This is a genomic window from Streptomyces sp. NPDC041108, from assembly GCF_055592645.1.
This window is the reverse complement of the sequence record NZ_JBVIYK010000017.1, coordinates 15,705-38,063: the sequence shown is the minus strand read 5'-3', so window position 1 is coordinate 38,063 and position 22,359 is coordinate 15,705. Positions and strand designations below refer to the sequence as shown.

At 71.8% G+C, this 22,359-nt stretch carries 20 protein-coding genes; 6 read left to right on the top strand and 14 right to left on the bottom strand.

Annotated elements, in window-relative coordinates:
* Window positions 1-51 precede the first annotated feature (51 nt).
* Entirely contained in the window at window positions 52-696 is a 645-nt protein-coding gene (locus tag ACZ6BB_RS34225) for a hypothetical protein (protein ID WP_471619008.1), read from the bottom strand.
* A gap of 152 nt (window positions 697-848) precedes the next feature.
* Here ACZ6BB_RS34225 and ACZ6BB_RS34220 point away from each other — a divergent pair, with 152 nt between their 5' ends.
* Window positions 849-2,000 carry a hypothetical protein gene (locus ACZ6BB_RS34220; protein ID WP_471619007.1) on the top strand — a complete coding sequence of 384 codons (1,152 nt, stop codon included), beginning with the start codon at window positions 849-851 and terminating at the stop codon, window positions 1,998-2,000.
* Window positions 2,001-2,119: 119 nt separating this feature from the next.
* Window positions 2,120-2,920 carry a restriction endonuclease gene (locus ACZ6BB_RS34215; RefSeq protein WP_471619006.1) on the top strand — a complete coding sequence of 267 codons (801 nt, stop codon included), beginning with the start codon at window positions 2,120-2,122 and terminating at the stop codon, window positions 2,918-2,920.
* 11 nt (window positions 2,921-2,931) lie between these two features.
* On the opposite strand, the gene ACZ6BB_RS34210 is transcribed toward ACZ6BB_RS34215, so the two are convergent.
* The 3 genes from ACZ6BB_RS34210 to ACZ6BB_RS34200 form a co-directional block, all read right to left on the bottom strand.
* The gene (locus tag ACZ6BB_RS34210) at window positions 2,932-3,360 is read right to left on the bottom strand and encodes a VOC family protein (RefSeq protein WP_471619005.1); all 429 of its coding nucleotides are present in this window, start codon (window positions 3,358-3,360) and stop codon (window positions 2,932-2,934) included.
* 80 nt (window positions 3,361-3,440) lie between these two features.
* A complete protein-coding gene (locus ACZ6BB_RS34205) occupies window positions 3,441-4,370 on the bottom strand; it encodes an anti-sigma factor RsbA family regulatory protein (RefSeq protein WP_471619004.1) in 930 nt (309 codons plus the stop codon).
* On the bottom strand, window positions 4,367-4,609 hold the full coding sequence (locus ACZ6BB_RS34200; protein WP_471619003.1) for a hypothetical protein: 243 nt from the start codon (window positions 4,607-4,609) through the stop codon (window positions 4,367-4,369). Before ACZ6BB_RS34200 ends, ACZ6BB_RS34205 begins: the two co-directional genes overlap by 4 nt.
* Window positions 4,610-4,920: 311 nt before the next feature.
* Here ACZ6BB_RS34200 and ACZ6BB_RS34195 point away from each other — a divergent pair, with 311 nt between their 5' ends.
* Window positions 4,921-5,772 (top strand): RNA polymerase sigma factor SigF, encoded by an 852-nt coding sequence (locus tag ACZ6BB_RS34195; RefSeq protein ID WP_471619002.1) that lies wholly within the window; start codon window positions 4,921-4,923, stop codon window positions 5,770-5,772.
* 17 nt (window positions 5,773-5,789) lie between these two features.
* Here the strand turns inward: ACZ6BB_RS34195 and ACZ6BB_RS34190 are convergent, their stop codons facing one another.
* The 3 genes from ACZ6BB_RS34190 to ACZ6BB_RS34180 form a co-directional block, all read right to left on the bottom strand.
* Window positions 5,790-6,209, bottom strand: coding sequence for an ATP-binding protein (locus ACZ6BB_RS34190; RefSeq protein ID WP_471619001.1), 420 nt, complete (start codon window positions 6,207-6,209; stop codon window positions 5,790-5,792).
* A gap of 173 nt (window positions 6,210-6,382) precedes the next feature.
* Entirely contained in the window at window positions 6,383-8,965 is a 2,583-nt protein-coding gene (locus ACZ6BB_RS34185) for a SpoIIE family protein phosphatase (RefSeq protein ID WP_471619000.1), read from the bottom strand.
* A gap of 76 nt (window positions 8,966-9,041) precedes the next feature.
* On the bottom strand, window positions 9,042-13,310 hold the full coding sequence (locus ACZ6BB_RS34180) for a HAMP domain-containing protein (RefSeq protein WP_471618999.1): 4,269 nt from the start codon (window positions 13,308-13,310) through the stop codon (window positions 9,042-9,044).
* Window positions 13,311-13,723: 413 nt separating this feature from the next.
* Between ACZ6BB_RS34180 and ACZ6BB_RS34175 the strand changes: the two genes are divergently transcribed.
* The 3 genes from ACZ6BB_RS34175 to ACZ6BB_RS34165 all read left to right on the top strand — a co-directional run bounded on the left by ACZ6BB_RS34175 (window position 13,724) and on the right by ACZ6BB_RS34165 (window position 15,902).
* Complete coding sequence (locus tag ACZ6BB_RS34175) at window positions 13,724-14,131, top strand: YciI family protein (protein ID WP_471618998.1); 408 nt, start codon at window positions 13,724-13,726, stop codon at window positions 14,129-14,131.
* 8 nt (window positions 14,132-14,139) lie between these two features.
* The gene (locus ACZ6BB_RS34170) at window positions 14,140-15,285 is read left to right on the top strand and encodes an RNA polymerase sigma factor (protein ID WP_471619130.1); all 1,146 of its coding nucleotides are present in this window, start codon (window positions 14,140-14,142) and stop codon (window positions 15,283-15,285) included.
* Between the two features lie 233 nt (window positions 15,286-15,518).
* Complete coding sequence (locus tag ACZ6BB_RS34165) at window positions 15,519-15,902, top strand: hypothetical protein (protein ID WP_471618997.1); 384 nt, start codon at window positions 15,519-15,521, stop codon at window positions 15,900-15,902.
* Window positions 15,903-15,962: 60 nt separating this feature from the next.
* On the opposite strand, the gene hypE is transcribed toward ACZ6BB_RS34165, so the two are convergent.
* From hypE to ACZ6BB_RS34130, 7 genes are all read right to left on the bottom strand, one after another.
* Complete coding sequence (hypE, locus tag ACZ6BB_RS34160) at window positions 15,963-17,045, bottom strand: hydrogenase expression/formation protein HypE (RefSeq protein ID WP_471618996.1); 1,083 nt, start codon at window positions 17,043-17,045, stop codon at window positions 15,963-15,965.
* Window positions 17,038-18,168: a hydrogenase formation protein HypD gene (gene hypD, locus ACZ6BB_RS34155; protein ID WP_471618995.1), complete on the bottom strand. Its 1,131-nt coding sequence runs from the start codon at window positions 18,166-18,168 to the stop codon at window positions 17,038-17,040. The genes hypE and hypD overlap by 8 nt, the downstream gene beginning before the upstream one ends.
* Window positions 18,165-18,470, bottom strand: coding sequence for a HypC/HybG/HupF family hydrogenase formation chaperone (locus tag ACZ6BB_RS34150; RefSeq protein WP_078580274.1), 306 nt, complete (start codon window positions 18,468-18,470; stop codon window positions 18,165-18,167). The genes hypD and ACZ6BB_RS34150 overlap by 4 nt, the downstream gene beginning before the upstream one ends.
* 31 nt (window positions 18,471-18,501) lie before the next feature.
* Window positions 18,502-20,895 carry a carbamoyltransferase HypF gene (hypF, locus tag ACZ6BB_RS34145; protein ID WP_471618994.1) on the bottom strand — a complete coding sequence of 798 codons (2,394 nt, stop codon included), beginning with the start codon at window positions 20,893-20,895 and terminating at the stop codon, window positions 18,502-18,504.
* The gene (hypB, locus tag ACZ6BB_RS34140; protein WP_471618993.1) at window positions 20,892-21,698 is read right to left on the bottom strand and encodes a hydrogenase nickel incorporation protein HypB; all 807 of its coding nucleotides are present in this window, start codon (window positions 21,696-21,698) and stop codon (window positions 20,892-20,894) included. The genes hypF and hypB overlap by 4 nt, the downstream gene beginning before the upstream one ends.
* 3 nt (window positions 21,699-21,701) lie before the next feature.
* Window positions 21,702-22,100 carry a hydrogenase maturation nickel metallochaperone HypA/HybF gene (locus ACZ6BB_RS34135; protein WP_471618992.1) on the bottom strand — a complete coding sequence of 133 codons (399 nt, stop codon included), beginning with the start codon at window positions 22,098-22,100 and terminating at the stop codon, window positions 21,702-21,704.
* Between the two features lie 147 nt (window positions 22,101-22,247).
* On the bottom strand, window positions 22,248-22,352 hold the full coding sequence (locus ACZ6BB_RS34130) for a DUF6893 family small protein (protein WP_020114735.1): 105 nt from the start codon (window positions 22,350-22,352) through the stop codon (window positions 22,248-22,250).
* Between the last annotated feature and the right edge of the window lie 7 nt (window positions 22,353-22,359).

Genomic DNA, 22,359 nt, shown 5'->3' with positions numbered 1-22,359 from the left:
GGTGGACGGACCCCCGTCGCCCAGGCGGCCTCAGCCCTCGGGCCGGCAGATCTACGGCCGGTGCAGGCCCGCCGACTCCAGCGCCCTGAGCATCGCGGGACGGTCCTGTTCCGGGGGGCCGGGCTCGCGGACGAGGGAGAGCAGGACGTCCGGAGTCAGCCGATAGGTCTCGGCGTGCTCCAGCAGGGTCTCGGCGTCGTGGGCCGGCAGGGCGCCGTGGTCCTCGTCGCCGATCACCCGCAGGACGTCCTTCCTGTCGACGAAGCGGCTCATACCGCAGTCGAGCCCGTCGTCGTCCAGCGTGGACGGGTACGGGGCACGGGCCCAGGCGCCGTTCTCGTACCAGTAGACACAGCCCAGTCGGTAGCCCTCCAGCAGGTCCCGCAGCCGCTCGTGCGGGAGCCATTCGGGAGCGCCGGCGAGCATGTCGACCGGCGGCCTGTGCCACTTGACCCCACTCGACTCGTCCTCGCCGAAGAGCACGTACCGGCCCGCGCCCCGCTGTGCGAAGCCCCACCAGGTGCAGCCGCAGTCGTCCAGACGGAGCCCTTCGCCGTCCACCCAGGTTCCCGTGCGGTGGTGTCCCGCCCGCTCGTCAGCGGTGTGGGCCTCCAGTACGGCGATGAGCGCCCAGCGCGCCCACAGCACCTCCGGCGACGGCAGATCCCCGGGCAGCCCCGGCCGGTTCACGGTCATGTCCCACACTCCGGGGCCTCGACGCCGATCATGAGCAAGGCAAGGTTCTCACGGCCGAGCGCGCCTGGACCGATGCGTTCGGCCTGAGCGAACGCGTTGTCAGTACCCCCTCGTAGGGTGTCCGCAAGATCCCTTCGTACGTCGGAGAAACCGTGACCGCATCGGCTCGTCCCGTCGCCGCGCATGCCGCCCCGCTCGACCCCGGCGAGGCCGGGGCTCCGTATGTGGAGCACCGGCCGGGAAGGCGGCTGCTGGTGCAGCGCGGTGACGCCGAGCTGGCGGTGCGGGTTCTGGACCAGCCGGCGGACGGGTCGGGTGAGTCCGCTCCGTTCCGCTTTCCGGCGCCCTGGCCCCGCCGGTTCGGCGGGTGCGCGGTGTCCCCGACTCTCGACGTGGCCGTCTTCACCGGGGTCGACTCGGTGCGGGCGGTGGACCGAACAGGTGCCGTGCGGTGGGAGATTCGGCACCGCTGCTGGGCCGACTCCGGCCGTGAGCCGCACGCGGCGCACCAGTCGTACGACGAATACGCCGACAGCAGGGACCATCGCTATGCGAACAGCGGATCGGCCGGGTTCTCGTCGGACGGGGCCGTGGTCTGGGTCCATGTCCTCGGCCCCCTCGCCGAGGACCGGCGGGAAGCGACCGAGCCGCCGGCGGAGGAGTGGCTGGTCGTCGACGCCGCCCAGGGGCGTGTGCTGGCACGGGCGGACGCACGGGCGGCGGCCGCCGGATCGGTCCACGTACCGCACCCGGATCCCGCCCAGATGGGCCTGTCCATCGGAGAGGGCCAGGACGGCGCCCGGCTGCGATGGGGGCGCTGGGACGGCCGGACGCTCTCGGTCACGTACTTCGAGGACGAGACCGACGGCGAGGACAGGATCCTCATGGCGGTGAGCCCTTCCGGCGACAGCCTCCTGACGGTGTCCCACGATCAGGACACCCTCGCCGTGCACGCGGTGACCGACGGTTCGGTGCGGTCCGCGCTGAGCGCCGACGCCGTTCCGGGACACCCCGACACGGACACCGGCGACGACGACCAGGACGAGGCCGAGGCCGGTACCGAGGTCTTCTGGGACTACGAGGGAGGCTTCCTCGACGGCACGACAGGCATCACCGGCACGGTCGAGAGCGACGAGGAGTACGGAGAGGGCCGGCACTGGCTCGTCGACCTGACCCGGATGCGCCTGGGCGACCAGGTCGTCTACCCCGAGCCGGTGTCCGGCCCGCCCAGGGCCCTCGGCGACGGCACTTGGTACACCGTCTCCGAGACCGGCGACACCGTCCGCATATGGAGCCTGAGCTGACCCGGTACGCGTCGAGCGGCCGGCACACCGTCACCCGGTGCGACAGCGGGACGGTGAACTTCTCGATCTTGGGCACACGGTGAGTTGATCTTCCCACCGGTCCTACGAGGGGGCATGCCGTGACCACACCCGCGCGACGTACACCGCCTGCGAATCGTCGACGAGGGTTCGACCTCCGCTCCACCGCCTTGTTCTTCGTCCTTCTCGCCGTGGTCGTGAGCATGGCGGGCTTCGCGGTGCACACGGTGGCCGGAGCTCTGGAGCGGCGCCCCGCCTGGGTGTTCGTCCTGGTCCTCGTGGGTGTCGCGGGTTTCGTGGGCTACGTGGGTTCCCTGCGGCGCCGGTGGCACGTGGCGAGCGCGGCACGCCGAGCGGCAGCGGCACTCGACCGGGCGGCGAGGGAAGCCGCCGCCTGCCTGGAAGCCGAGTCCGAGTCCGAGTCCGAGACGGAGGCCGAGACCGAGACTCTGGCGATTCCCCGCCCCCGTCCGGCCGCCCACGACACCGTCGATGTCGACTACGACGCCCTGACGCCCGAGGAGTTCGAGGAGGCGATCGCCACCCTCTGCGCCCACGACGGCTGCACCGCCGTCGAGGTCGTGGGAGGGGCCGGGGACCTCGGCGCCGATGTGATCGCCGCGGCGCCCGACGGGAGCCGGGTCGTCATCCAGTGCAAGCAGTACGGCGAATCGCACCGGGTCGGCTCCCAGGATCTCCAGCGCTTCGGCGGAACCTGCTTCACCGTCCACGAGGCCGATGTGGCCGTACTGGTCACCACCAGCGACTTCACCGCGCCGGCACTGGAGTACGCCGAGCAGTGCGGGATCGTCTGCGTGGACGGGGAAGCCCTTCGGGCATGGACGGACGGCACCGGCCCCCGCCCCTGGGAGGTTCCCCTCGCGGAAGGGGCGACCGGGTAGGCGAGAAAGCCTCAGTCGAGACAGAACTCGTTGCCCTCGATGTCCTGCATCACGATGCAGGAATCGGTGCCGTCGTACAGGAGCCGCACGCGTATCGCCCCCAGCGCGAGCAGACGCGTGCATTCGGCCTCCAGCGTGGCCAGGCGTTCCTCACCCACCAGCCCGGTGCCGACCCGGACGTCGAGATGGACCCGGTTCTTGGCGGCCTTCCCCTCGGGAACGCGCTGGAAATACAGTCGCGGGCCGACACCCGAGGGATCGCCGCAGGCGAACCAGGAGCCCCGGTCCTCCGGTGACCGGGAGCGGTGGAAATCGTCCCATGTGCCGAATCCCTGCGGCGGCGACGGTACTTCGTACCCGAGCACCTCGCACCAGAAGCGAGCGAGGCGCTCGGGCTCCGCGCAGTCGAAGGTGACCTGGAACTGCCTGATCGGTGACATCGGCGCACCCTACTTCGTGCGGCGCGAGCCGGGCGGACGGGGCGGACGCGGTCCACGACACGGCCGACGGGGCGGGGTCGTCAGCGGTGGAGGTAGAAGCGGACGGTGGTGCCGTCCTGCGCGGTGTGGAGGCGGACGAGGTCGGTGACGTAGTGGACCAGCATCAGTCCTCGCCCGCCCACCTGGTCACGGGCCACTGGCCGGCGGCCGGCCAGCGGATCGGTCAACCGGCCCCGGTCGTGGACCTCGCAGACGATCTGGTGGCCGTCCGCCCAGATCCGCAGGGTCCCCGTTCCACCGCCGTGCACCACGCTGTTGGTGGTCAGTTCCGCCACCGCCAGCATCAGATCCTGCCGCCGGTCCTCGGCGAGGCCCAGTCGGCCGGCCTCGCGGACCGCGAAGGTGCGGGCCTCGGGGAGCGCCTCGGCGTCGAAGGACAGGGACGCGGCCCCGGGCGGGTGGGCGAGCGGCTGGTTGTAGCGGGCGACGACGCGGTCGGGATCGTAGGCGTCGCTGGCCTGTTCGACTCCGCTGTCGATGACGACGGGATGGGTGGCACGAGCGTCGGCGAGCACCTCCGGCTTCAGGGCGTCCGCGTCGTACGGGCAGAGGATCGTCACCTCACGGCCCTGGAAGGCCGCGTTGATGAGTGCCTCGTGCTGGGCGCACGCCGGGTACTCCACGGCCGAGCGACCGGCCCAGATCGGCTCTCCGATGATCCGTACCCGGCGCGCCGGATGGGCGTCGGCGAAGGCACGCAGGACACCGGGGATGATCCGCCCCGGGTTGCGTCCCACCCGGGTCATGTCGAGGAACTCGATCTCGGCGGCGTTCGCTCCCATCCCGGCCTTGATCCGGTCGAGGTTGGGGCCGGGAACGGCGACCGCGACGGCTTCTCCGGCGGCCAGGCCCTCCGCCAGGAACGGCACCGTGCCCGCCATGTACTGCTCCGGGCCCCGGTAGAACAGCGCGGGGTGCACGAAGCGTTCACCGGGGGTGGCCGTGCTCATCGTGCTGCCACCTCGATCCTCGTATGGCCGGGCCAGAAGATGTGCAGGATGCGCTCCAGCTCCGGCGGCGGGCGGTCCACGACGATGCGGCCGCTGTCCAGCCGCTGCGCGGTGACCGCCAGCGCCGCCGCGCCGCCCACATCGATGGACATCAGGTCGGACAGTTCCACGAACGAGACGTCCGTGTGGACGCTCGCCAGGTCCTCCAGTCCTTGTTCCCAGAACGCTCGGGTGATCACGTTGACTTCTCCAGCAGCACGAATACCAGGACGACCGGGCAGAGAGCGGATCTCCAGCACCGCGCCGCCACGCGAAGACCCGGGTACCGCCCTGTCCGCGCCATGAGAGACGTCCACGTTCTCTCCCCCTGCCTCACGCCGCCCCCGCGGGCTATGGACACGTCATCGTATAACCCGTGCTGTTGCCCGTCGGGTGCCCGGAACCGTTCGCGAAATACGCAGGCATGAACGCGGACGGACGGGGTAGGCGCCACGCCGGCGGCCGAGTCCACGGACGGAGGCCGGCTGACCAGCGAGGAAGGAAAGCAAGGATGACGGCGACAACGACTGTGGGGACGAGTGTCGGTCGCACCACCGCTCGACTGCCCGAAGTCTCCGATCCCCTGAGGGTGGCACCCAGGGACGCGCGCTCGTTGTCGAAGCTGTTCTTCGAGCAGCTGACCGTCCTCGAAGAGGGAACCCGCGAGTACCAGTACGCGCGCAACACCCTGATCGAGATGAACATCTCCCTCGTCCGCTACGCGGCCGGCCGGTTCCGCAGCCGGGGCGCGGACGAGATGGAGGACATCGTCCAGGTCGGCATGATCGGTCTGATCAAGGCGATCGACCGGTTCGAACTCTCGCGTGAGGTGGAGTTCACCACTTTCGCCGTCCCGTACATCGTCGGGGAGATCCGGCGGTTCTTCCGCGACACCTCCTGGGCCGTGCACGTGCCCCGGCGTCTGAAGGAGGCCCGCGTCGAACTCGCCCGCGCCACCGACGAACTCAGCAGCCGCCTGGGCCGCAGCCCGACGGTCAAGGAGCTGGCCGAGCTGATGAACCTCTCGCAGGACGAGGTCATCGAGGCGCGCCTGGCCGCCAACGGCTACAACTCCTCCTCCCTCGACGCCGCCATCGGCGGTGACGAGACCGGGGAGGCGGCGCTCGCGGACTTCATCGGCAGCGAGGACGCCACCATGGAGCTGGTCGAGGACTTCCACGCCCTGGCCCCGCTCCTCGCCGAACTGGGCGAACGCGACCGCAGGATCATCCACATGCGGTTCGTCGAGGAACTCACCCAGGCCCAGATCGCCGAACACCTCGGCTGCTCGCAGATGCATGTCTCCCGCCTGCTCTCACGCACCCTCACCCGCCTGCGCCGGGGCATGCTGACCACGAACTGAACGGGCGTCCCGCGCGTTCAGCCGTCGTCCTCCGTCCGGCCGGTACCGGCCGGACGGAAGCATGCCGACACCGTCTTGCCGTGCCGCTGGCACTTCATCTCCAGCTCGTCGGCGAGCATCCGTACGATGCCCACGCCGCGGCCGGAGACCTCACCGGCCCGCGGACTGCGCTGGAGCGGCAGTGTGGGGTCCTCGTCATGGACACTCACCTGGAGGCACTCGCCGTCCCAGGTGAGGATCAGACGCGCGTCGCTGTGTGCGTGCACATGGGCGTTGGTGAGCAGTTCCGACACCGCCAGAACGATGGAGTCCACCGTCTGCGGCTCGGCAGCGGTCCACGGTAGGGATTCCAGCGTCCTCCGTGTCCACCGCCGGCCGGCCCGCACTCCCCCGGAGACGGGAAACGAATGTGCCCAGCCCTTCGCCTTGATCGTCACCGGTGTCCCCGTTCTGTCCTCGGAACCGTCCTCGAAACCGTCGTACAGACCGTGTGCCCGCCTCTCGCGTTCACAGACGTCCCGTCGGGCGGAGAGGTCGTGAACGACCCGATCCGGGCCGTCGCACGGGTGGGTGCGCCCAGGCGCGGGCGCCGGCCGGCAGAAGGGTCCGGCTAGGCCACCTGGACGCCCACGAGGCAGGTGTCGTCGTCCGTGTCGGACCTGCTGTGGGTGAGCAGGCGGTCCAGTTGCTGGTCGAGCGTCGGGGGGACCGTGCGCGCGGCCGTGAGCAGCTGGGCCAGGGATTCCTCGACGGACCGGTCACGGCGTTCGATCAGACCGTCCGTGTACATCAACAGGGTGTCGTCGAGGGCCAGTTGAGCCTCATGCTCCTCGTAGGTGGCCTCGGGCAGCGCGCCGAGCAGCAGGCCCTTGACCAAGGGCAGCGGTGTCGCTTCACCGGCGCGCACCAGGACGGGTGGCAGATGGCCCGCCCTGGCCCAGCGCAGGGTGTGGCGGTCGGGGTCGTACAGGCCGCAGACGGCCGTGGCGGTGACGGCTCCGGTCAGATGGTGGGCCACCATGTTGAGCCACGACAGCAGCTGGCCCGGCCCCGCGCCGGTCACGGCGAGTCCGCGCAGCGCGTTGCGCAGGACGACCATGCTGGTGGCGGCCTCTATGCCGTGTCCGGCGACGTCTCCCACGCACAGCAGCACCAGCCCGGACGGCAGCACCACCGCGTCGTACCAGTCGCCGCCCACCAGGTTCTGGGTCTCGGCGGGCCGGTAGCGCACGGCCACGCGCAGCCCGGGGGCCTCCAGCGGTGCCTGCGCCGGGGGCATGATCGCGTGCTGGAGCTGGAGGGTGAGGCGGTCGCGTTCGCTGGCCTGCTGCTCGGAGTGGGCGAGCTGGTCGCGGGTGGCGGCGAGGGCGACCTCCGTCCAGTGGTGGGCGGAGATGTCCTGGTAGGCGCCGCGGACCACGGACAGCCGGCCGTCGGAGTCGAGGACCGGTTCGGCCACGACACGGATGTGCCGGGTGACGCCGTCGGGCCGCTGGAGGCGGAAGGCCGCGGACGCGGGGCGGCGGCGGTGCAGCAGGGTGCGCAGGAACCTGCCGATGGCGACGGCGTCGTCGGGGTGGGCGTGGGCGGGCAGGTCCTCCAGCGGGACCGGGCCGCTGATGGACGGCTTGCCGTAGAGGCTGTAGAGCTGGCCGTTCCAGGTGATCTCGCCGGTGAGGAGGTTCTCCTCGAAGCCGCCGATGCGGCCGAGGCGCTGGGCGTGCTGCAGCAGGCTCGCCAGCCGGGCGGTCTCGTCCTCCACACGCCAGATGAGCAGCACGCTGCCGCCGTGCCGGCTGATGTTGATGTCGGCGACCGCCGCCAGCGGGACCTCGTCCACCAGGGACGTGAGACGCATACGGCGGGCCCGGAACGGCTCACCGGTGGCGTAGACCCGCTCGACCTGCTCGAACAGCTCGCTGTCGCCGGCGGCCATCGGATACGTCTCCAGGAGCAGGGCTCCGTTGACGACCCCGCGCGGCCGGCCGGCCGGGTCGAGGAAGCGGCTGTTGACGTGCTGGATACGGAAGTCGACGAGTTCCCCGGTGGCGTCCAGGTACGGGACGAGCACCAGCGCGGGGTCGTGCAGACCGTCGGCCAGATGGATCAGTTCGGCGACGTCCGGCTGGGTCTCGGCCCGGACTCCCCCGTCGGAGTGGTCCGGGGCGTAGGTCTCCAGGGCGTGCGCGCACAACTCGGCCAGCGCCTCGATCTGGCGGACGATCTGCGGGGGCTGGGCCGGCAGCGGTGTGGGCCAGACGATCTCCAGCACGCCGTGGATGCGGCCGCCGACGCCCGCGGGTACGGCGGCACGGCCGCCGTCGGGGTGGTGGTGCCTGCCGATGGAGGGCAGGCCGGTCTCCGACAGACAGCCGATCCAGTGGCCCCGTCGCTCGCCGAGCCCGCGGCGGGCCACCGTGGCGACTCCCGGCGGGACGTACCGCCAGCGGGCCGCCTCCGCCGCCGGGAAGCCGGCGCTGCCCGCCAGGGTGAGGGAGCCGTCGGCGCCCAGCGCCCAGATGGCCACCGCCTCCGCGCCGAGCGGGGTCAGCGCGTGTTCCAGCAGGGAGTCGGCCACGGCCTGGGCGTCGTGGGCGGCCAGCGCGCCGCTCTCGGCGGTCCGCAGCCGTACGGCCGGGGAGTCGCCCCCCGGCGCGTCGGGGGCGTCGTCGCGGCCCTCCGTGATCGCGAGGAAGGTGGTCGTGACCTCGGAAACCCGGTCGCGCGCGGCCTGGTTGATGACGTCGACGGCGAATTCGAGGGGGGTCACACCCGCCTGTTCGGTCAGCTCGGTGAGCTGCCGTGCCGCCTGCGAGGGCCCGCAGCCGAGCCGCTCGACGAGGATGCCCTTGGCCAGTTCGATCAGGGCCCGTCCGTCGGCCTCCGCCTGGGCCTCCTGCACCTCGCGGCGCAGCCGCTCCACGGTCGCCGCGAGCCGGCCGACAGGGGAGGAGGGCCCTGTGCCGTCCGCTGCGCCCCCGTCCGTCTCCGTCCTGTCCGCCGCGCTCCCCTCTTCTTGCGCCGTGCTCTCCTTCCGGGGCGCCACGGCCGGGAGGTCGTCGCGGGCGACGGACAGCATGCCGAAGGGGTCGTCGGACAGCAGGCCGACGTCCGCCGTCGGGTCGGCGGCGGGTGGCCCGTCCGGCGCCGCGCCGGTGTCCTGCGGCTCGGCCGGCTGATGGTGATTGCTCACGTTCGACCTGTTCCTCGGCTCGGGTGTCCGTGGACACCACGCGGTCGGCTGGTACGCGGGGCGGCGGGTGTCCTCGTCATACGGACAGCCAGCGTCGGACGCGGCCGATGAGGTCGTTGGTGTCGACCGGCTTGGTGACGTAGTCGTTCGCGCCCGAGGCGAGACTCTTCTCCTGGTCGCCGGGCATCGCTTTGGCGGTGACGGCGATGATGGGCAGTTCGGCGTACTGGGGCATGGAGCGGATCTCCGAGGTGGCCGAGTACCCGTCCATCTCGGGCATCATCACGTCCATCAGCACCAGCGAGATGTCCGGGTGGGCGAGCAGCATCTCGATCCCTCTGCGGCCGTTGTCGGCGTGCAGGACCTGGAAGCCGTGGAGTTCCAGCATCCCGCTGAGCGCGAAGAGGTTGCGCGCGTCGTCGTCGACCACGAGCACCGTACGGCCGAGGAAGGCGCCGTCGACTACCTGCGCGGCGGGACGCTGGGCCTCGTCGGCGCGTACCAGTGACAGCACGTCCCCCGGCTCCTCGGCGGACAGGTGCAGGGTGATCCGTTCGCGCAGTTCGTCCAGGCTGGAGAGGAAGTCCAGCGGGCGGCCCTCGGCACGGGTCCGCAGCGTCTGCTCGTGCGCCAGGTCCACGCGGTGACCGGTGTGCACGAGGACGGGCACACTGGCGAGCGCCGAGTCGCCCTCCATGGCCTCCAGCAGGCGGGCGCCCTCGCCGTCGGGCATCCCGAGTTCGAGGACCACGCAGTGGCAGGGTTCGGCGGCCAGCATGCTCGCCGCCTCCTGGGCGCCGATCGCGGTGATGATGTCGATCGCGCCGGGCGGGTCGTCGCCGGGTGCGAGGTCCGCGACCGCTCGTTCGGCGACGAGGGTCAGCAGTCCGCGCGGGCGGTCCTCCACGACCAGCAGACGGCGGCGGCGCTGTTCGGGTGCCGTGGGGGCGGCCGTGTCCGGGCGGTCGGCCGGCGGCAGTTCACGGCCGTCGGTGTGCGGGTGGTCCGTCAGCGCGCCGCCGCCGTCGAGCACTTCCTCGAAGTCCGCGCGGGCCACGGGCAGGTAGAGGGTGAAGGTGCTGCCCTGGCCGGGCGTGCTGTCGACGGTGACGGCGCCGCCGAGCAGATGGGCGATCTCGCGGGTGATGGACAGGCCGAGGCCGGTGCCGCCGTACTTGCGGCTGGTGGTGCCGTCCGCCTGCTGGAAGGCTCCGAAGATCGTCTCCAGCTGCTGCTGCGGGATGCCGATGCCGGTGTCCTTCACCCGGAAGGCCACGACGGCGCCGCCGCGCAGGACGCCGGTGGGCACCTCCCGGTCGGCGGCGGGCTCGATGCGCAGGGTGACACCGCCGTGTTCGGTGAACTTCACGGCGTTCGACAGCAGGTTGCGCAGGATCTGCCGCAGCCGGGAGTCGTCGGTGAGCAGGTCCGCGGGGGTGCCCGGCGCGGTGGCCACCGTGAAGTCCAGGCTCTTCTGCGTCGTCATCGGGCGGAACGTCGCCTCGACGTACTCCAGCAGCTTGCGCAGCGGCACCCGTTCGGGGGTGACGTCCATCTTGCCCGCCTCGACCTTGGACAGGTCGAGGATGTCGTTGATCAGCTGCAGCAGGTCCGAGCCCGCCGAGTGGATGATGCCCGCGTACTCGACCTGCTTGGGCGTCAGGTTCCGGGAGGGGTTCTGGGCCAGCAACTGGGCGAGGATCAGCAGGCTGTTGAGCGGTGTGCGCAGTTCGTGGCTCATGTTCGCCAGGAACTCGGACTTGTACTTGGACGCCAGCGCCAACTGCTGCGCTCGGGTCTCCAGTTCCTGCCGTGCCTGTTCGATCTCCAGGTTCTTGGCCTCGATGTCGCTGTTCTGCGAGGCCAGGAGGGATGCCTTCTCCTCCAGTTCGGCGTTGGAGCGCTGCAGTTCGTCCTGCTGGACCTGCAACTCCTCGGAGCGTGCCTGGAGTTCGGCGGTCAGCCGCTGGGACTCCCCCAGCAGCTCGTCGGTGCGCGCGTTGGCCACGATGGTGTTGAGGTTGACGCCGATGGTCGGCATCAGCTGGGAGAGGAAGTCCTGGTGGATCTGGGTGAAGGGGGTGACGGAGCCCAGTTCGATGACACCGAGGACCTGGTCCTCGACCACGATGGGCAGCACCACCAGGGCGCTGGGCACGGCCTCTCCGAGACCGGAGGAGATCGTCACGTAGTTCGGCGGCAGTTCCTCGACGCTGATGGGGCGGCGGTTGCGGGCGGCCTGCCCGACCAGGGAGCGCCCGACGGGGATGCGCTCGGGCCGGTCGGTGTCGTCGGGGTAGCCGTAGGATCCCACCAGCCGCAGTTCGGGACCGCGCTCGGTGTCCTCGGCGAGGTAGAAGGCGCCGTACTGGGCGGAGGCGAGCGGCGCGAGCTCGTCCATGATGAGTTCGGCGACGACGGGCAGTTCGCGGTGGCCCTGCATCAGGCCGGAGATCCGGGCGAGGTTGGTCTTGAGCCAGTCCTGTTCCTGGTTGGCCCGTGTGGTCTCCCGCAGGGACTCCACCATGGAGTTGATGTTGTCCTTGAGGTCGGCGACCTCGCCCGACGCCTCCACGGTGATGGAGCGGGTCAGGTCGCCCTCGGCGACGGCGCTGGTGACCTCGGCGATCGCGCGGACCTGCCGGGTGAGGTTCCCGGCGAGTTCGTTGACGTTCTCGGTGAGGCGCTTCCAGGTGCCCTCGACGCCCTCGACCTCGGCCTGTCCGCCGAGTCGTCCCTCGCTGCCGACCTCGCGGGCGACGCGGGTGACCTCGGCGGCGAACGACGACAGCTGGTCGACCATCGTGTTGATGGTGGTCTTCAGCTCCAGGATCTCGCCACGGGCGTCGACGTCGATCTTCTTCGACAGGTCGCCGCCGGCCACCGCCGTCGTCACCAGGGCGATGTTGCGGACCTGGCCGGTGAGGTTGTTGGCCATGGAGTTGACGTTGTCGGTGAGGTCCTTCCACGTGCCCGCGACGTTCGGTACGTGGGCCTGGCCGCCGAGGCGTCCCTCGGTGCCGACCTCGCGGGCGACGCGGGTGACCTCGTCGGCGAACGCGGAGAGCGTGTCGACCATCGTGTTGATGACGTCCGCGAGGGCCGCGACCTCGCCCTTGGCCTCGACGGTGATCTTCTGGGAGAGGTCGCCGCGCGCGACGGCGGTGGCGACCTGGGCGATCGAGCGGACCTGTCCGGTCAGGTTCGACGCCATCACGTTGACGTTGTCCGTCAGGTCCTTCCAGGTCCCCGACGCGCCCCGGACGATGGCCTGGCCGCCGAGGTTGCCCTCGGTGCCGACCTCGCGGGCGACGCGCGTGACCTCGTCGGCGAAACCGGACAACTGATCCACCATCGTGTTGATGGTGTTCTTCAGCTCCAGGATCTCACCCCGCGCGTCCACGGTGATCTTCTGCGACAGATCGCCCTGCGCAACCGCCGTGGCCACCTGGGCCACGTTGCGGACCTGTGCGGTGAGGTTGCCCGCCATGAAGTTCACGGAGTCCGTGAGGTCGCGCCAGGTGCCCTTCACGCCCTGGACGTCCGCCTGCCCGCCGAGCCGTCCCTCGGTGCCGACCTCGCGGGCGACGCGCGTGACCTCGTCGGCGAAACCGGACAGCTGATCCACCATCGTGTTGATGGTGTTCTTCAGCTCCAGGATCTCACCCCGCGCGTCCACGGTGATCTTCTGCGACAGATCGCCCTGCGCGACCGCCGTGGTCACCTGGGCGACGTTGCGGACCTGCGAAGTGAGGTTGCCCGCCATGAAGTTGACCGAATCGGTCAGGTCGCGCCAGACGCCGCCGACGCCGGGCACCTGGGCCTGCCCGCCGAGCCGCCCCTCGCTGCCGACCTCGCGGGCGACGCGCGTGACCTCGTCGGCGAACGCGGAGAGCTGGTCGACCATCGTGTTGACGGTCTCCTTGAGCTGCAGGATCTCGCCGCGCGCGGGCACGTCGATCTTCTGCGACAGATCCCCCTTGGCGACGGCGGTCGCCACCTGCGCGATGTCACGCACCTGGGTGGTCAGGTTGCCCGCCATGGCGTTGACCGAGTCGGTCAGGTCGGCCCAGGTGCCGGAGACGCCCGGCACCTCGGCCTGACCGCCGAGCGTGCCCTCGGTGCCGACCTCCCGCGCCACCCGCGTCACTTCCGACGTGAACACGGACAGCTGGTCCACCATGCCGTTGAAGACCGTGGCGATGTCGCCGAGCAGGCCCTCGCCGTCGGACGGCAGCCGGGTACCGAAGTCGCCGTCCCGCACGGCGGTCAGCCCGGCCAGAAGCTGCCGCAGCTCCTGCTCTCCGGGCGCCCGGTCGGCGGCCTCGATCGTCTTGCTGCTCATGCGCACCCTCGTTCCGCTCCCCAAGAGCCCTCGCGCCGAGGACTCGGAACCCGCGCCGGGCCCTGGCAGGCCCGCTCATCGCCCGCGTTTCCGCAGTTCACGAATCCGCCCGATGAGAAAATTCGGTGAAGGTTAACTCAGTTGTCGTCCGACAACCAAAGCCTGATCCGGGGACCCGGGCCACCCCGGAAAGATACCGCCCGGGGTGGAATACATGCCCGCGGGTGGGGCACTCGTCGGGGTTCGACGGAGCCCCCTCCGAGCCCCCTCCGAGCGCCGGCCGAACCCTCCACGGACCCCCTCGGAAGATTCCTGAAAAAAATGTGGCCGGTGATGTCGAGAACCCACATCCGGCTCCGTCCCCGGTGCGAACGCGACCACAATGGGCCGCACCAGTACCGAGGAGAACCACGATGGCCAAGTACCTGCTGCTCAAGCACTACCGCGGCGCACCGGCAGCGGTGAACGACGTACAGATGGACCAGTGGACACCGGAGGAGATCTCGGCGCACGTCCAGTACATGAACGACTTCGCGGCCCGGCTGGAGAAGACCGGCGAGTTCGTGGACGGCCAGGCGCTCGCCCCCGAGGGGACGTGGGTCCGCTACGACGGCGAGGGCCGCCCGCCGGTCACCGACGGCCCGTTCGCCGAGACCAAGGACCTCATCGCCGGCTGGATGGTGATCGACGTCGACAGCCACGAACGTGCCGTCGAGCTGGCCGGGGAGCTGTCCGCCGCCCCCGGGGCCGGCGGGAAGCCGATCCACGAGTGGCTGGAGCTGCGCCCCTTCCTGTCCGCGCCGCCCACCATCACGGAGTGACCCCATCGATGGACGAGGCACTGCTGCGCGGCCTCACCCCCGGTGTGCTCGCCGTTCTCGTCCGCCGCGGAGCCGACTTCGCGGCGGCCGAGGACGCCGTGCAGGACGCGCTGCTGGAGGCGCTCCGCGTCTGGCCGGCCGGCCCGCCGCGGGACGCGAAGGGCTGGCTGGTCACCGTGGCCTGGCGCCGGTTCCTCGACGCGACCCGCGCGGACGCCGCCCGGCGCCGGCGCGAGGACCTCGTCGAGGAGGAGCCGGCGCCCGGCCCCGCGCCCGGCACGGACGACACGCTCCAGCTCTACTTCCTGTGCGCCCATCCCTCGCTGACGCCGTCGTCGGCGGTCGCGCTCACGCTGCGCGCCGTCGGCGGGCTGACCACCCGCCAGATCGCGCAGGCGTATCTGGTGCCCGAGGCGACCATGGCGCAGCGCATCAGCCGGGCCAAGCGCACGGTCTCGGGAGTACGCCTCGACCGGCCCGGCGACGTCGCCACCGTGCTGCGCGTCCTCTACCTGGTCTTCAACGAGGGCTACTCCGGGGACGTCGACCTCGCCGCCGAGGCCGTCCGGCTCACCCGGCAGCTGGCGGCCGCGATCGATCATCCCGAGGTGGCGGGGCTGCTCGCCCTCATGCTGCTGCACCATGCCCGGCGGGCCGCCCGTACCGCACCCGACGGCAGCCTGGTGCCGCTCGCCGAGCAGGACCGCGGCCGGTGGGACACCGCGTCCATCGCCGAGGGCATCGGGATCCTGCAGAAGGCCCTCGCCCGTGACCGGCTGGGCGAGTTCCAGGCCCAGGCCGCCATCGCCGCGCTGCACGCCGACGCGCCCACGGCCGAGGAGACCGACTGGGTGCAGATCGTCGAGTGGTACGACGAACTGGCGCGGCTGACCGACACTCCGGTCGTGCGGCTCAACCGTGCGGTGGCCGTGGGCGAGGCCGACGGTCCCCGTGCCGGGCTGGCGGCGCTCGCGCTCGTGGCGGACTCGACTCCGCGGCACACCGCGGTGGCGGCGTACCTCCACGAGCGCGACGGCGACCTGGCGAGGGCGGCACAGCTGTACGCCGAGGCGGCGCGCAAGGCGCCCAACCTCGCCGAGCGCGACCACCTGACCCGCCAGGCGGCGCGGCTCAACGCCCACCGGCACGGGTGACGGGTCACGAGTCACGGCTGACGGCTGACGGCTGACGGCTGACGGCTGACGGCTGACGGCTGACGGCTGACGGCTGACGGCTGACGGCTGACGCTCGGCCTCACCGGGCCGCGGTGCGACCTCACAGCCGGATTTGTGCCGGTATGAGTTGAATCCTACGAGAAGGGGTACTTCGAACAGCGCGGCGACGCCACGACCGGCGTCCCATCCACCAGGAACAGGCAGGTCGGCCCATGTCGAAGCACACACGATCGTCCGAGCCACCGCACGGAAAGGGCCCGAGCCGTCACGAGGGCACCGAGCAGCACGGCTGGTCGCCCGACGTGGACGAGACACGTCAGCAGGACAACCCGAGCGCGTCCCGCTCCTTCCGCACGGCCCAGCACGCCGAGGAGAAGGGCCGGGGCCGCACGAAGTCGGCGCAGGAGACGAAATCCGTCCCGGGCGACACAGCGAAGAGTCACGGAACACGCGGCGAGGAGTACGGCGACGCGGACGAGAAGGGCCGTCGGGACACCGGCCGCAAGGGCCGCTCCCAGCGCCCCAGCGGCACCAGGGACGCTTCCTCCTCGACCGGCGTGGACCCCCAGGACTCACCGCCGTCCAGCCACCGGTAGGCGTGGCCCGCCGGTGTCCGGACGACGGCCGCCTCGACGGGCGGGGCCGTCGAGGCGAGGTCAGCAGATCCGCGGCAGCTGCTCGCCGATCGGCTGATCGACCACCCGCGTCCCGCCCAGTCCGGTACGGGCGACGACCATGCCGGGGTGCGCCTCGACGGCCTCCCCGATGATCACGGAATCGGCGCCGAGGGGATGGGCCCGCATCGCCTCCAGGACGGCGTCGGCGTGCTCGCGCGGGACGAACGCCACCAGCTTGCCCTCGTTGGCGATGTACATCGGGTCCAGCCCGAGGATGGCGCAGGCATTGGCGACGGCCGCGGGGACCGGGACCTCGCGTTCCCGGACGACGACCCCGGTGCCGGAGGCCGCCGCGATCTCGTTGAGGGCGGCCGCGAGGCCCCCTCGGGTGGGATCGCGCAGGACGTGCAGGTCCGGGGTGACCGCGAGCATGGCCTCGACGAGACCGCCGAGAGCCGCGCAGTCGCTCGTGACCTCCACGCCGAACTCCAGGCCCTCGCGCACGCTCATGATCGCGACCCCGTGGACCCCGATGGCACCACTGACGATCACCACGTCGCCGGGGACGACCCGCTGCGGCCGCAGGTCGACCCCCGCCGGTACGAGGCCGATGCCCGCCGTGTTGATGAAGATCCCGTCGCCGTGGCCGGCCTCCACCACCTTGGTGTCACCGGTGGCCACCTCCACACCGGCGGTGCGCGCGGCCGCGCCCAGCGCCCGGGAGACGCGGGTGACCGTCTCCAGCTCGACGCCCTCCTCCAGGATGAATCCGCAGGAGAGGTAGGCGGCACGGGCACCGCTCATGGCGAGGTCGTTGACGGTTCCGTTGACCGCCAGGTCGCCGATGCTGCCGCCGGGGAAGAACAGCGGCCGCACGACGTACGAGTCGGTGGAGAACGCCAGCCGCGCGCCGCCCAGGGAGACCACGGCCGCGTCGCCCAGCTGGGCCAGCGCCTCGCTCCCGTAGGCGGGTGCGAAGATCTGCTGGACCAGTTCGGCGGAGAGGACTCCCCCGCCGCCGTGGCCCATGACGACCCGGGGGCGGTCCCGCACGGGCGCGGGGCAGGTCCACGCCTCGATGTCCAGGGCGGCGGGGGCGGGGAGATCGGTGGTGTCAGACAACGGGGCTCGCCTCCCGGGCCTCGGTCGCGGCGGGCATGTCCAGGCGCCGGTAGAGGTAGTACGCGGCGCAGGCGCCCTCGCTGGAGACCATGGTGGCTCCCAGCGGGGTGCGCGGGGTGCACAGGGTGCCGAATGCCTCGCACTCGTGCGGCTTGAGGAGCCCCTGGAGGACTTCTCCGCTGCGGCACGCTTCGGGTTCGGCCGTGCGGATGCCCTCGACGGCGAAGCGGTGCTCGGCGTCGTGGTCGCGGTACTTCGGCGCCAGCCGCCAGCCGCTGTCGGGGATCACACCGATCCCGCGCCAGGCCCGGTCGGTGACCTCGAAGACGTCCTCCAGCATCGCCCGGGCTGCCGCGTTGCCCTCCGGCCGCACGGCGCGGGCGTAGGCGTTGTCGACTCCGTGCTCGCCGCGCTCCAGCCGGTGGACGGCCCGGCGTACGCCTTCGAGGATGTCCAGCGGCTCGAAGCCCGTCACCACGATCGGTACGCGGAAGCGCTCCGCCAGCTCCGGGTACTCCCCCACGCCCATCACGCTGCAGACGTGCCCGGCAGCGAGGAAGCCCTGCACCCGGCAGCTCGGCGAGGACATGATCGCCTCGATGGCCGGGGGGACGCGGACGTGGGACACCAGCATGCTGAAGTTCCCGATGCCCTGCTTCCGGGCCTGATGGACCGTCATCGCGTTGGGGGGCGCCGTCGTCTCGAAGCCGATGCCGAAGAACACCACCTCGCGGTCCGGGTTCTGCCGCGCGATCCGCAGCGCGTCGAGCGGCGAGTAGACGACCCGCACGTCGCCGCCCTCCCCGCGGACCTGGAACAGGTCGCGGCCGGTGCCGGGCACCCGCAGCATGTCTCCGAAGGAGCAGAAGATCACCTCCGGCCGTGAGGCGATCTCCAGCGCCTTGTCGATGACCTCCAGCGGGGTCACACACACGGGACAGCCCGGCCCGTGGATCAACTCGACCTGTTCCGGGAGGAGCTGGTCGATGCCGTGCCGGATGATGCTGTGCGTCTGCCCTCCGCACACCTCCATCAGCGCCCATGGCCTGGTCACCGTCGCATGAATGTCGTCGAGCAGCCGACGCGCCAGCTCCGGGTCCTGGAACTCGTCGATGTACTTCACGGGTTGCGCACCTCTTCCACCGGGTCCATGCCCGCCTCCGCCGCCGCCATCTCCCAGGGGTCGCCGAACTCCTCCTGCAGCATGCCGAGTTCGGCGAAGAGTTCGAGCGTCTGCCGCGCCGACTCCTCGTCCAGCCGCTGCAGGGCGAAGCCGACGTGGACGATGGCGTACTCGCCGACCTGGAGGTCGGGCAGGTACTCCAGGCACACCTCCTTGACCACACCGCCGAAGTCGACGGTGGCCATCCGGGTGCCCTCCCGTTCCTCGATGTCCAGCACTCTGCCGGGTACCGCCAGGCACATGAGCCTCTCCTCGCTGTGGGTCGCGCGTCGCTCAGTCGGCGCACGCGGGGGCGACGGCCGTGGTCCTGGCGGCCACCATCAACTGCCCCAGCGCCAGGCCGCCGTCGTTGGGGGGCACCAGGTGGTGCCGCAGGACCGTGAAGCCGTCCTCGCGCAGGCCCGCGGCACAGGCGGAGGAGAGCAGCGTGTTGGCGAACACCCCTCCCGTCAGGGCGACCGTGTCCAGCCCGTGCCGCTCGCGCGCCCGCCCGCACATCGCGCGCACCAGGGCGGCCACGGCCCGGTGGAAGCGGGCCGCGATCATGCTCGGCGCGATGCCCGCGCGCAGGTCGTCGACGACCGCCGCGAGCACGGGCGCCGGATCGGCCCGTACGGCCCCCGCCCCGCCCTCCTTCGCGGCGTGGACGGCGAAGACGTACGCCTCGGTGTCCCCGGCCGGTGCGTGCAGGGCCGCGCCCTCCAGCTCGACGGCGGCCTGTGCCTCGTATCCGGCGCGGTGGCACACACCGGCCAGCGAGGACACCGCGTCGAACAGCCGGCCCATGCTGGAGGTGGGAACACAGTTCACATGCCGCTCCAACTGCGTTTCCAGGAGCCGGAGTTCGTCGGGCGGGCAGGCGTTCGCACAGGGAAGGTCGCCGGACCAGGCGAGTCCGGCAGCCCTCAGATGGGCCAGCGCCATCCGGTACGGCCGGCGCACCGCGGCGTCGCCGCCGGGCAGCGGGACGTAGGCGAGGTGCCCGAACCGGGTGAATCGGTCGTAGTCGGCGAGCAGGAACTCCCCGCCCCATACGGCTCCGTCGTCGCCGTGTCCCGTGCCGTCGAAGGCGACGCCGATCACCGGCCGGGTACCGTCCAGCCCGTGTTCGGCCATCGCGGCGGCGATGTGCGCGTGATGGTGCTGGACGCGTACGACGGGCCGGTGTGCGGCGTTCCGGTCCGCCCAGTGTGCGGAGCGGTAGCCGGGGTGCCGGTCGGACACCAGGGTCTCGGGCCGCACCCCGGTGATGGACTCCAACTGCGCCGCCGCGCGCTCGAACGCCCGCTGCGTGGTGACGTCGTCCATGTCACCGATGTGCGCCGACAGCCAGGCGCGGCGGCCCGCGCCCAGACAGAACGTGTTCTTCAGGTCCCCGCCGACCGCGAGGGCGGGCCGCACGGGCAGCGGGAGGGGGAGCGGGAGCGGGGCGTAGCCGCGCGAGCGGCGGATCACCAGTGGCTGCCCGTCGCAGATCCGGACCACGGAGTCGTCGCACGGGATGTGGATCGGCCGGTCGTGGGTGAGCCAGGCGTCGGCCAGGTGCGCCAGCCGCTCCAACGCCTCGGTGTCGTCGGTGACGATCGGCTCGCCGGAGACGTTGCCGCTGGTCATGACGAGCAGGCGGGGTCCGTCCGGGTCGCCGGGCAGGCCGAGCAGCAGATGGTGCAGGGGGGTGTACGGCAGCATCAGGCCGAGGTCGGGGCTGCCGGGCGCGACCGCCTCGGCCGGCCGGGGGTCCCCGGGAGCGTCCGGACGGCGTCTGAGCAGGACGACCGGCCTGGCCGTGTCCTCCAGCAGCCTCCGCTCCTCGGCACTCGGCCGCACGAGGTGCCGGACGTCGTCCGTCGTCCGCGCCATGACGGCGAACGGCTTGTCGCCGCGCGCCTTCCGGCGCCGCAGCAGGGCGACGGCCGTCGGGTTCGTGGCGTCGCACGCCAGGTGGTAGCCGCCCAGGCCCTTCACGGCGAGGATCGCCCCCCGCGCGAGCAGGGCGCGCGCGTTGCCGACCGGGTCCGCCCCGTCGGCCGCGGCGAGCCCCGGCCGAGGGCCGACGATCAGCCGCAGTCGCGGTCCGCAGGCCGGGCAGGCGACCGGCTGCGCGTGGAAGCGCCGGTCGGCCGGGTCCGCGTACTCGCGGGCGCAGTCGGGGCACATCGGGAAGCCGGCCATGGTGGTGGCGGCCCGGTCGTAGGGCACACCGGTGACGATCGTGAAGCGCGGGCCGCAGTGGGTGCAGTTGACGAACGGGTGGCGGTGGCGCCGGTCCGCCGGGTCGGCGAGTTCGGTGAGGCAGTCCGCGCAGGTGGCGGAGTCCGGGGAGACCAGGGTGCGGGCCGGGCCGCCGCCGCGGGAGGCCAGGATGGTGAACTCGGTGCCGTCGCCGACGGCGGGCAGCTCGCGGTGCTCGACGGACTCGACACGGGCCAGCGGCGGCGCCTGGGCGGCGATCCGGTCGCAGAACCGGGCCACGGCCGAGGCGGCCCCCTCGACCTCCACGACGACGCCCTCCGCGGTGTTGGTCACGTGTCCGGCCAGGGCGAGTTCGGTGGCGAGGCCGTACAGATAGGGGCGGAAGCCCACGCCCTGCACCACTCCCCGCACGACGACCCGGCGGCGCAGGGGCGCGGACCCGGCGACGGCGGACGGGGCCTGCGGAGCGCTCACGGGTGGGTGCGGGCCAGGGCGCCGTCGGCCTCCGGACGCGCGTGGGCGTGACCGTCGTGGGCGCGACCGTCTTCGTGGGTGTGTTCGTGGGTGTGGACGTGCCCGTGGTGGTGGGGCTGTCCGGCCATGACCGGCGTATGGACGGGGGCGCCGTCCGCCGCCGCCATCGCCCGGTCGAGCAGAGCGCCGACCCCCCGTCCCCGGCGTGCCGAGGTCATGACGACCTCGACTCCCGGGTTGACCTGCTCCACGTTCGCGCGGAACGCGACCTCGTCGAACTCGACCGCCTCCGCGAGGTCGGTCTTGGTGACCACGACCAGGTGCGCGAGCCCGAAGGCGGTGGGGTACTTCAGGGGCTTGTCCTCGCCCTCCGTCACGGAGGCGAGGGCGACCCTCAGGGTCTCCCCCAGGTCGTAGGTGGCGGGGCAGACCAGGTTGCCGACGTTCTCCACGAACAGCAGCCGCGTGCCGTCGGGCAGCCATCCGTCCAGATGCCCGGCGAGCATGCCCGCCTCCAGATGGCACAGTCCGTCGGTGAGCACCTGTTTGACCGGGACGCCCGAACGCGCCAGGCGGACCGCGTCGTTCTCGGTGGCGAGATCGGCGCTCAGCGCCGCGACGGGAACGGACCGCTCACGTGCCCGCAGCAGTTCCTGCTCCAGCAGCGCGGTCTTTCCGCTGCCCGGGCTGGACAGCAGGTTGACGACCGCCGTGCCCCGGGCGGCGAGACACGAGCGCAGTTCTCGGGCGCTCGCGTCGTTCTTCGCCAGTACGGCCTGGCGCAGGTCGGCGACACGACACATGGTTCAGCGCTCCTCGGAGATCGGTTCGCGGGTGGGCGGGTGCGCGGTGCCGTCGTTCTCCCAGCGCACGTCGACGATCTGCAGTTCCCGGCCCGCGAGCAGGTCGGTCCGCGTTCCGCCGCACGCGGGGCAGATCAGACGGGGCGGCATGCCGACGGCCCATTCGTGTGCGCAGGGGGTGCAGCGGGCCAGCCCCGGTACCGCTTCGGTGACCAGTTCGGCGCCCTCCAACAGGGTCCCGGCGCAGGCCAGTTCGAAACTGAAGGCGAGTGCGTCGGGTACGACACCGGCGAGTTCGCCCACCCGGAGCCGTACCGCTCGCACCGCCGTGACGTCCCCGGCCCGGTCGGCGGCCTCGACGACCTGGTCGACGACGGCCAGCGCGACGGACATCTCGTGCATGGGTTCTCGTCCTTCCGCCGGCTGCCTGCCTCGCACCGGGGTTCATTAGAGGGGGCGGAGCCGGGTCGAACGGCCCGGCACGCCGTGACCGGTCGGCAGGTACACCGTTCGACCCAACCGCACGGGAGCCCGCGCTCCCCACGCCTCTCACATGCGCCGGATCCGCAGATAGCGCCTGACGTCCGGCAGCACCTCGGCGGCGAGGACGACCACGGCGGCCAGGGCCGCTCCGCCGATGACGATCTTCTTCATCCCGTCT

Bases quoted from the DNA above. Each gene is read 5' to 3' on its own strand.
- ACZ6BB_RS34225 (WP_471619008.1), bottom strand. From the start codon at position 696: ATGACCGTGAACCGGCCGGGGCTGCCCGGGGATCTGCCGTCGCCGGAG.
- ACZ6BB_RS34210 (WP_471619005.1), bottom strand. From the start codon at position 3,360: ATGTCACCGATCAGGCAGTTCCAGGTCACCTTCGACTGCGCGGAGCCC.
- ACZ6BB_RS34205 (WP_471619004.1), bottom strand. From the start codon at position 4,370: ATGAGCACGGCCACCCCCGGTGAACGCTTCGTGCACCCCGCGCTGTTC.
- ACZ6BB_RS34195 (WP_471619002.1), top strand. From the start codon at position 4,921: ATGACGGCGACAACGACTGTGGGGACGAGTGTCGGTCGCACCACCGCT.
- ACZ6BB_RS34180 (WP_471618999.1), bottom strand. From the start codon at position 13,310: ATGAGCAGCAAGACGATCGAGGCCGCCGACCGGGCGCCCGGAGAGCAG.
- ACZ6BB_RS34175 (WP_471618998.1), top strand. From the start codon at position 13,724: ATGGCCAAGTACCTGCTGCTCAAGCACTACCGCGGCGCACCGGCAGCG.
- ACZ6BB_RS34170 (WP_471619130.1), top strand. From the start codon at position 14,140: ATGGACGAGGCACTGCTGCGCGGCCTCACCCCCGGTGTGCTCGCCGTT.
- ACZ6BB_RS34165 (WP_471618997.1), top strand. From the start codon at position 15,519: ATGTCGAAGCACACACGATCGTCCGAGCCACCGCACGGAAAGGGCCCG.
- ACZ6BB_RS34150 (WP_078580274.1), bottom strand. From the start codon at position 18,470: ATGTGCCTGGCGGTACCCGGCAGAGTGCTGGACATCGAGGAACGGGAG.
- hypB (WP_471618993.1), bottom strand. From the start codon at position 21,698: ATGTGTCGTGTCGCCGACCTGCGCCAGGCCGTACTGGCGAAGAACGAC.
- ACZ6BB_RS34135 (WP_471618992.1), bottom strand. From the start codon at position 22,100: ATGCACGAGATGTCCGTCGCGCTGGCCGTCGTCGACCAGGTCGTCGAG.
- ACZ6BB_RS34130 (WP_020114735.1), bottom strand. From the start codon at position 22,352: ATGAAGAAGATCGTCATCGGCGGAGCGGCCCTGGCCGCCGTGGTCGTC.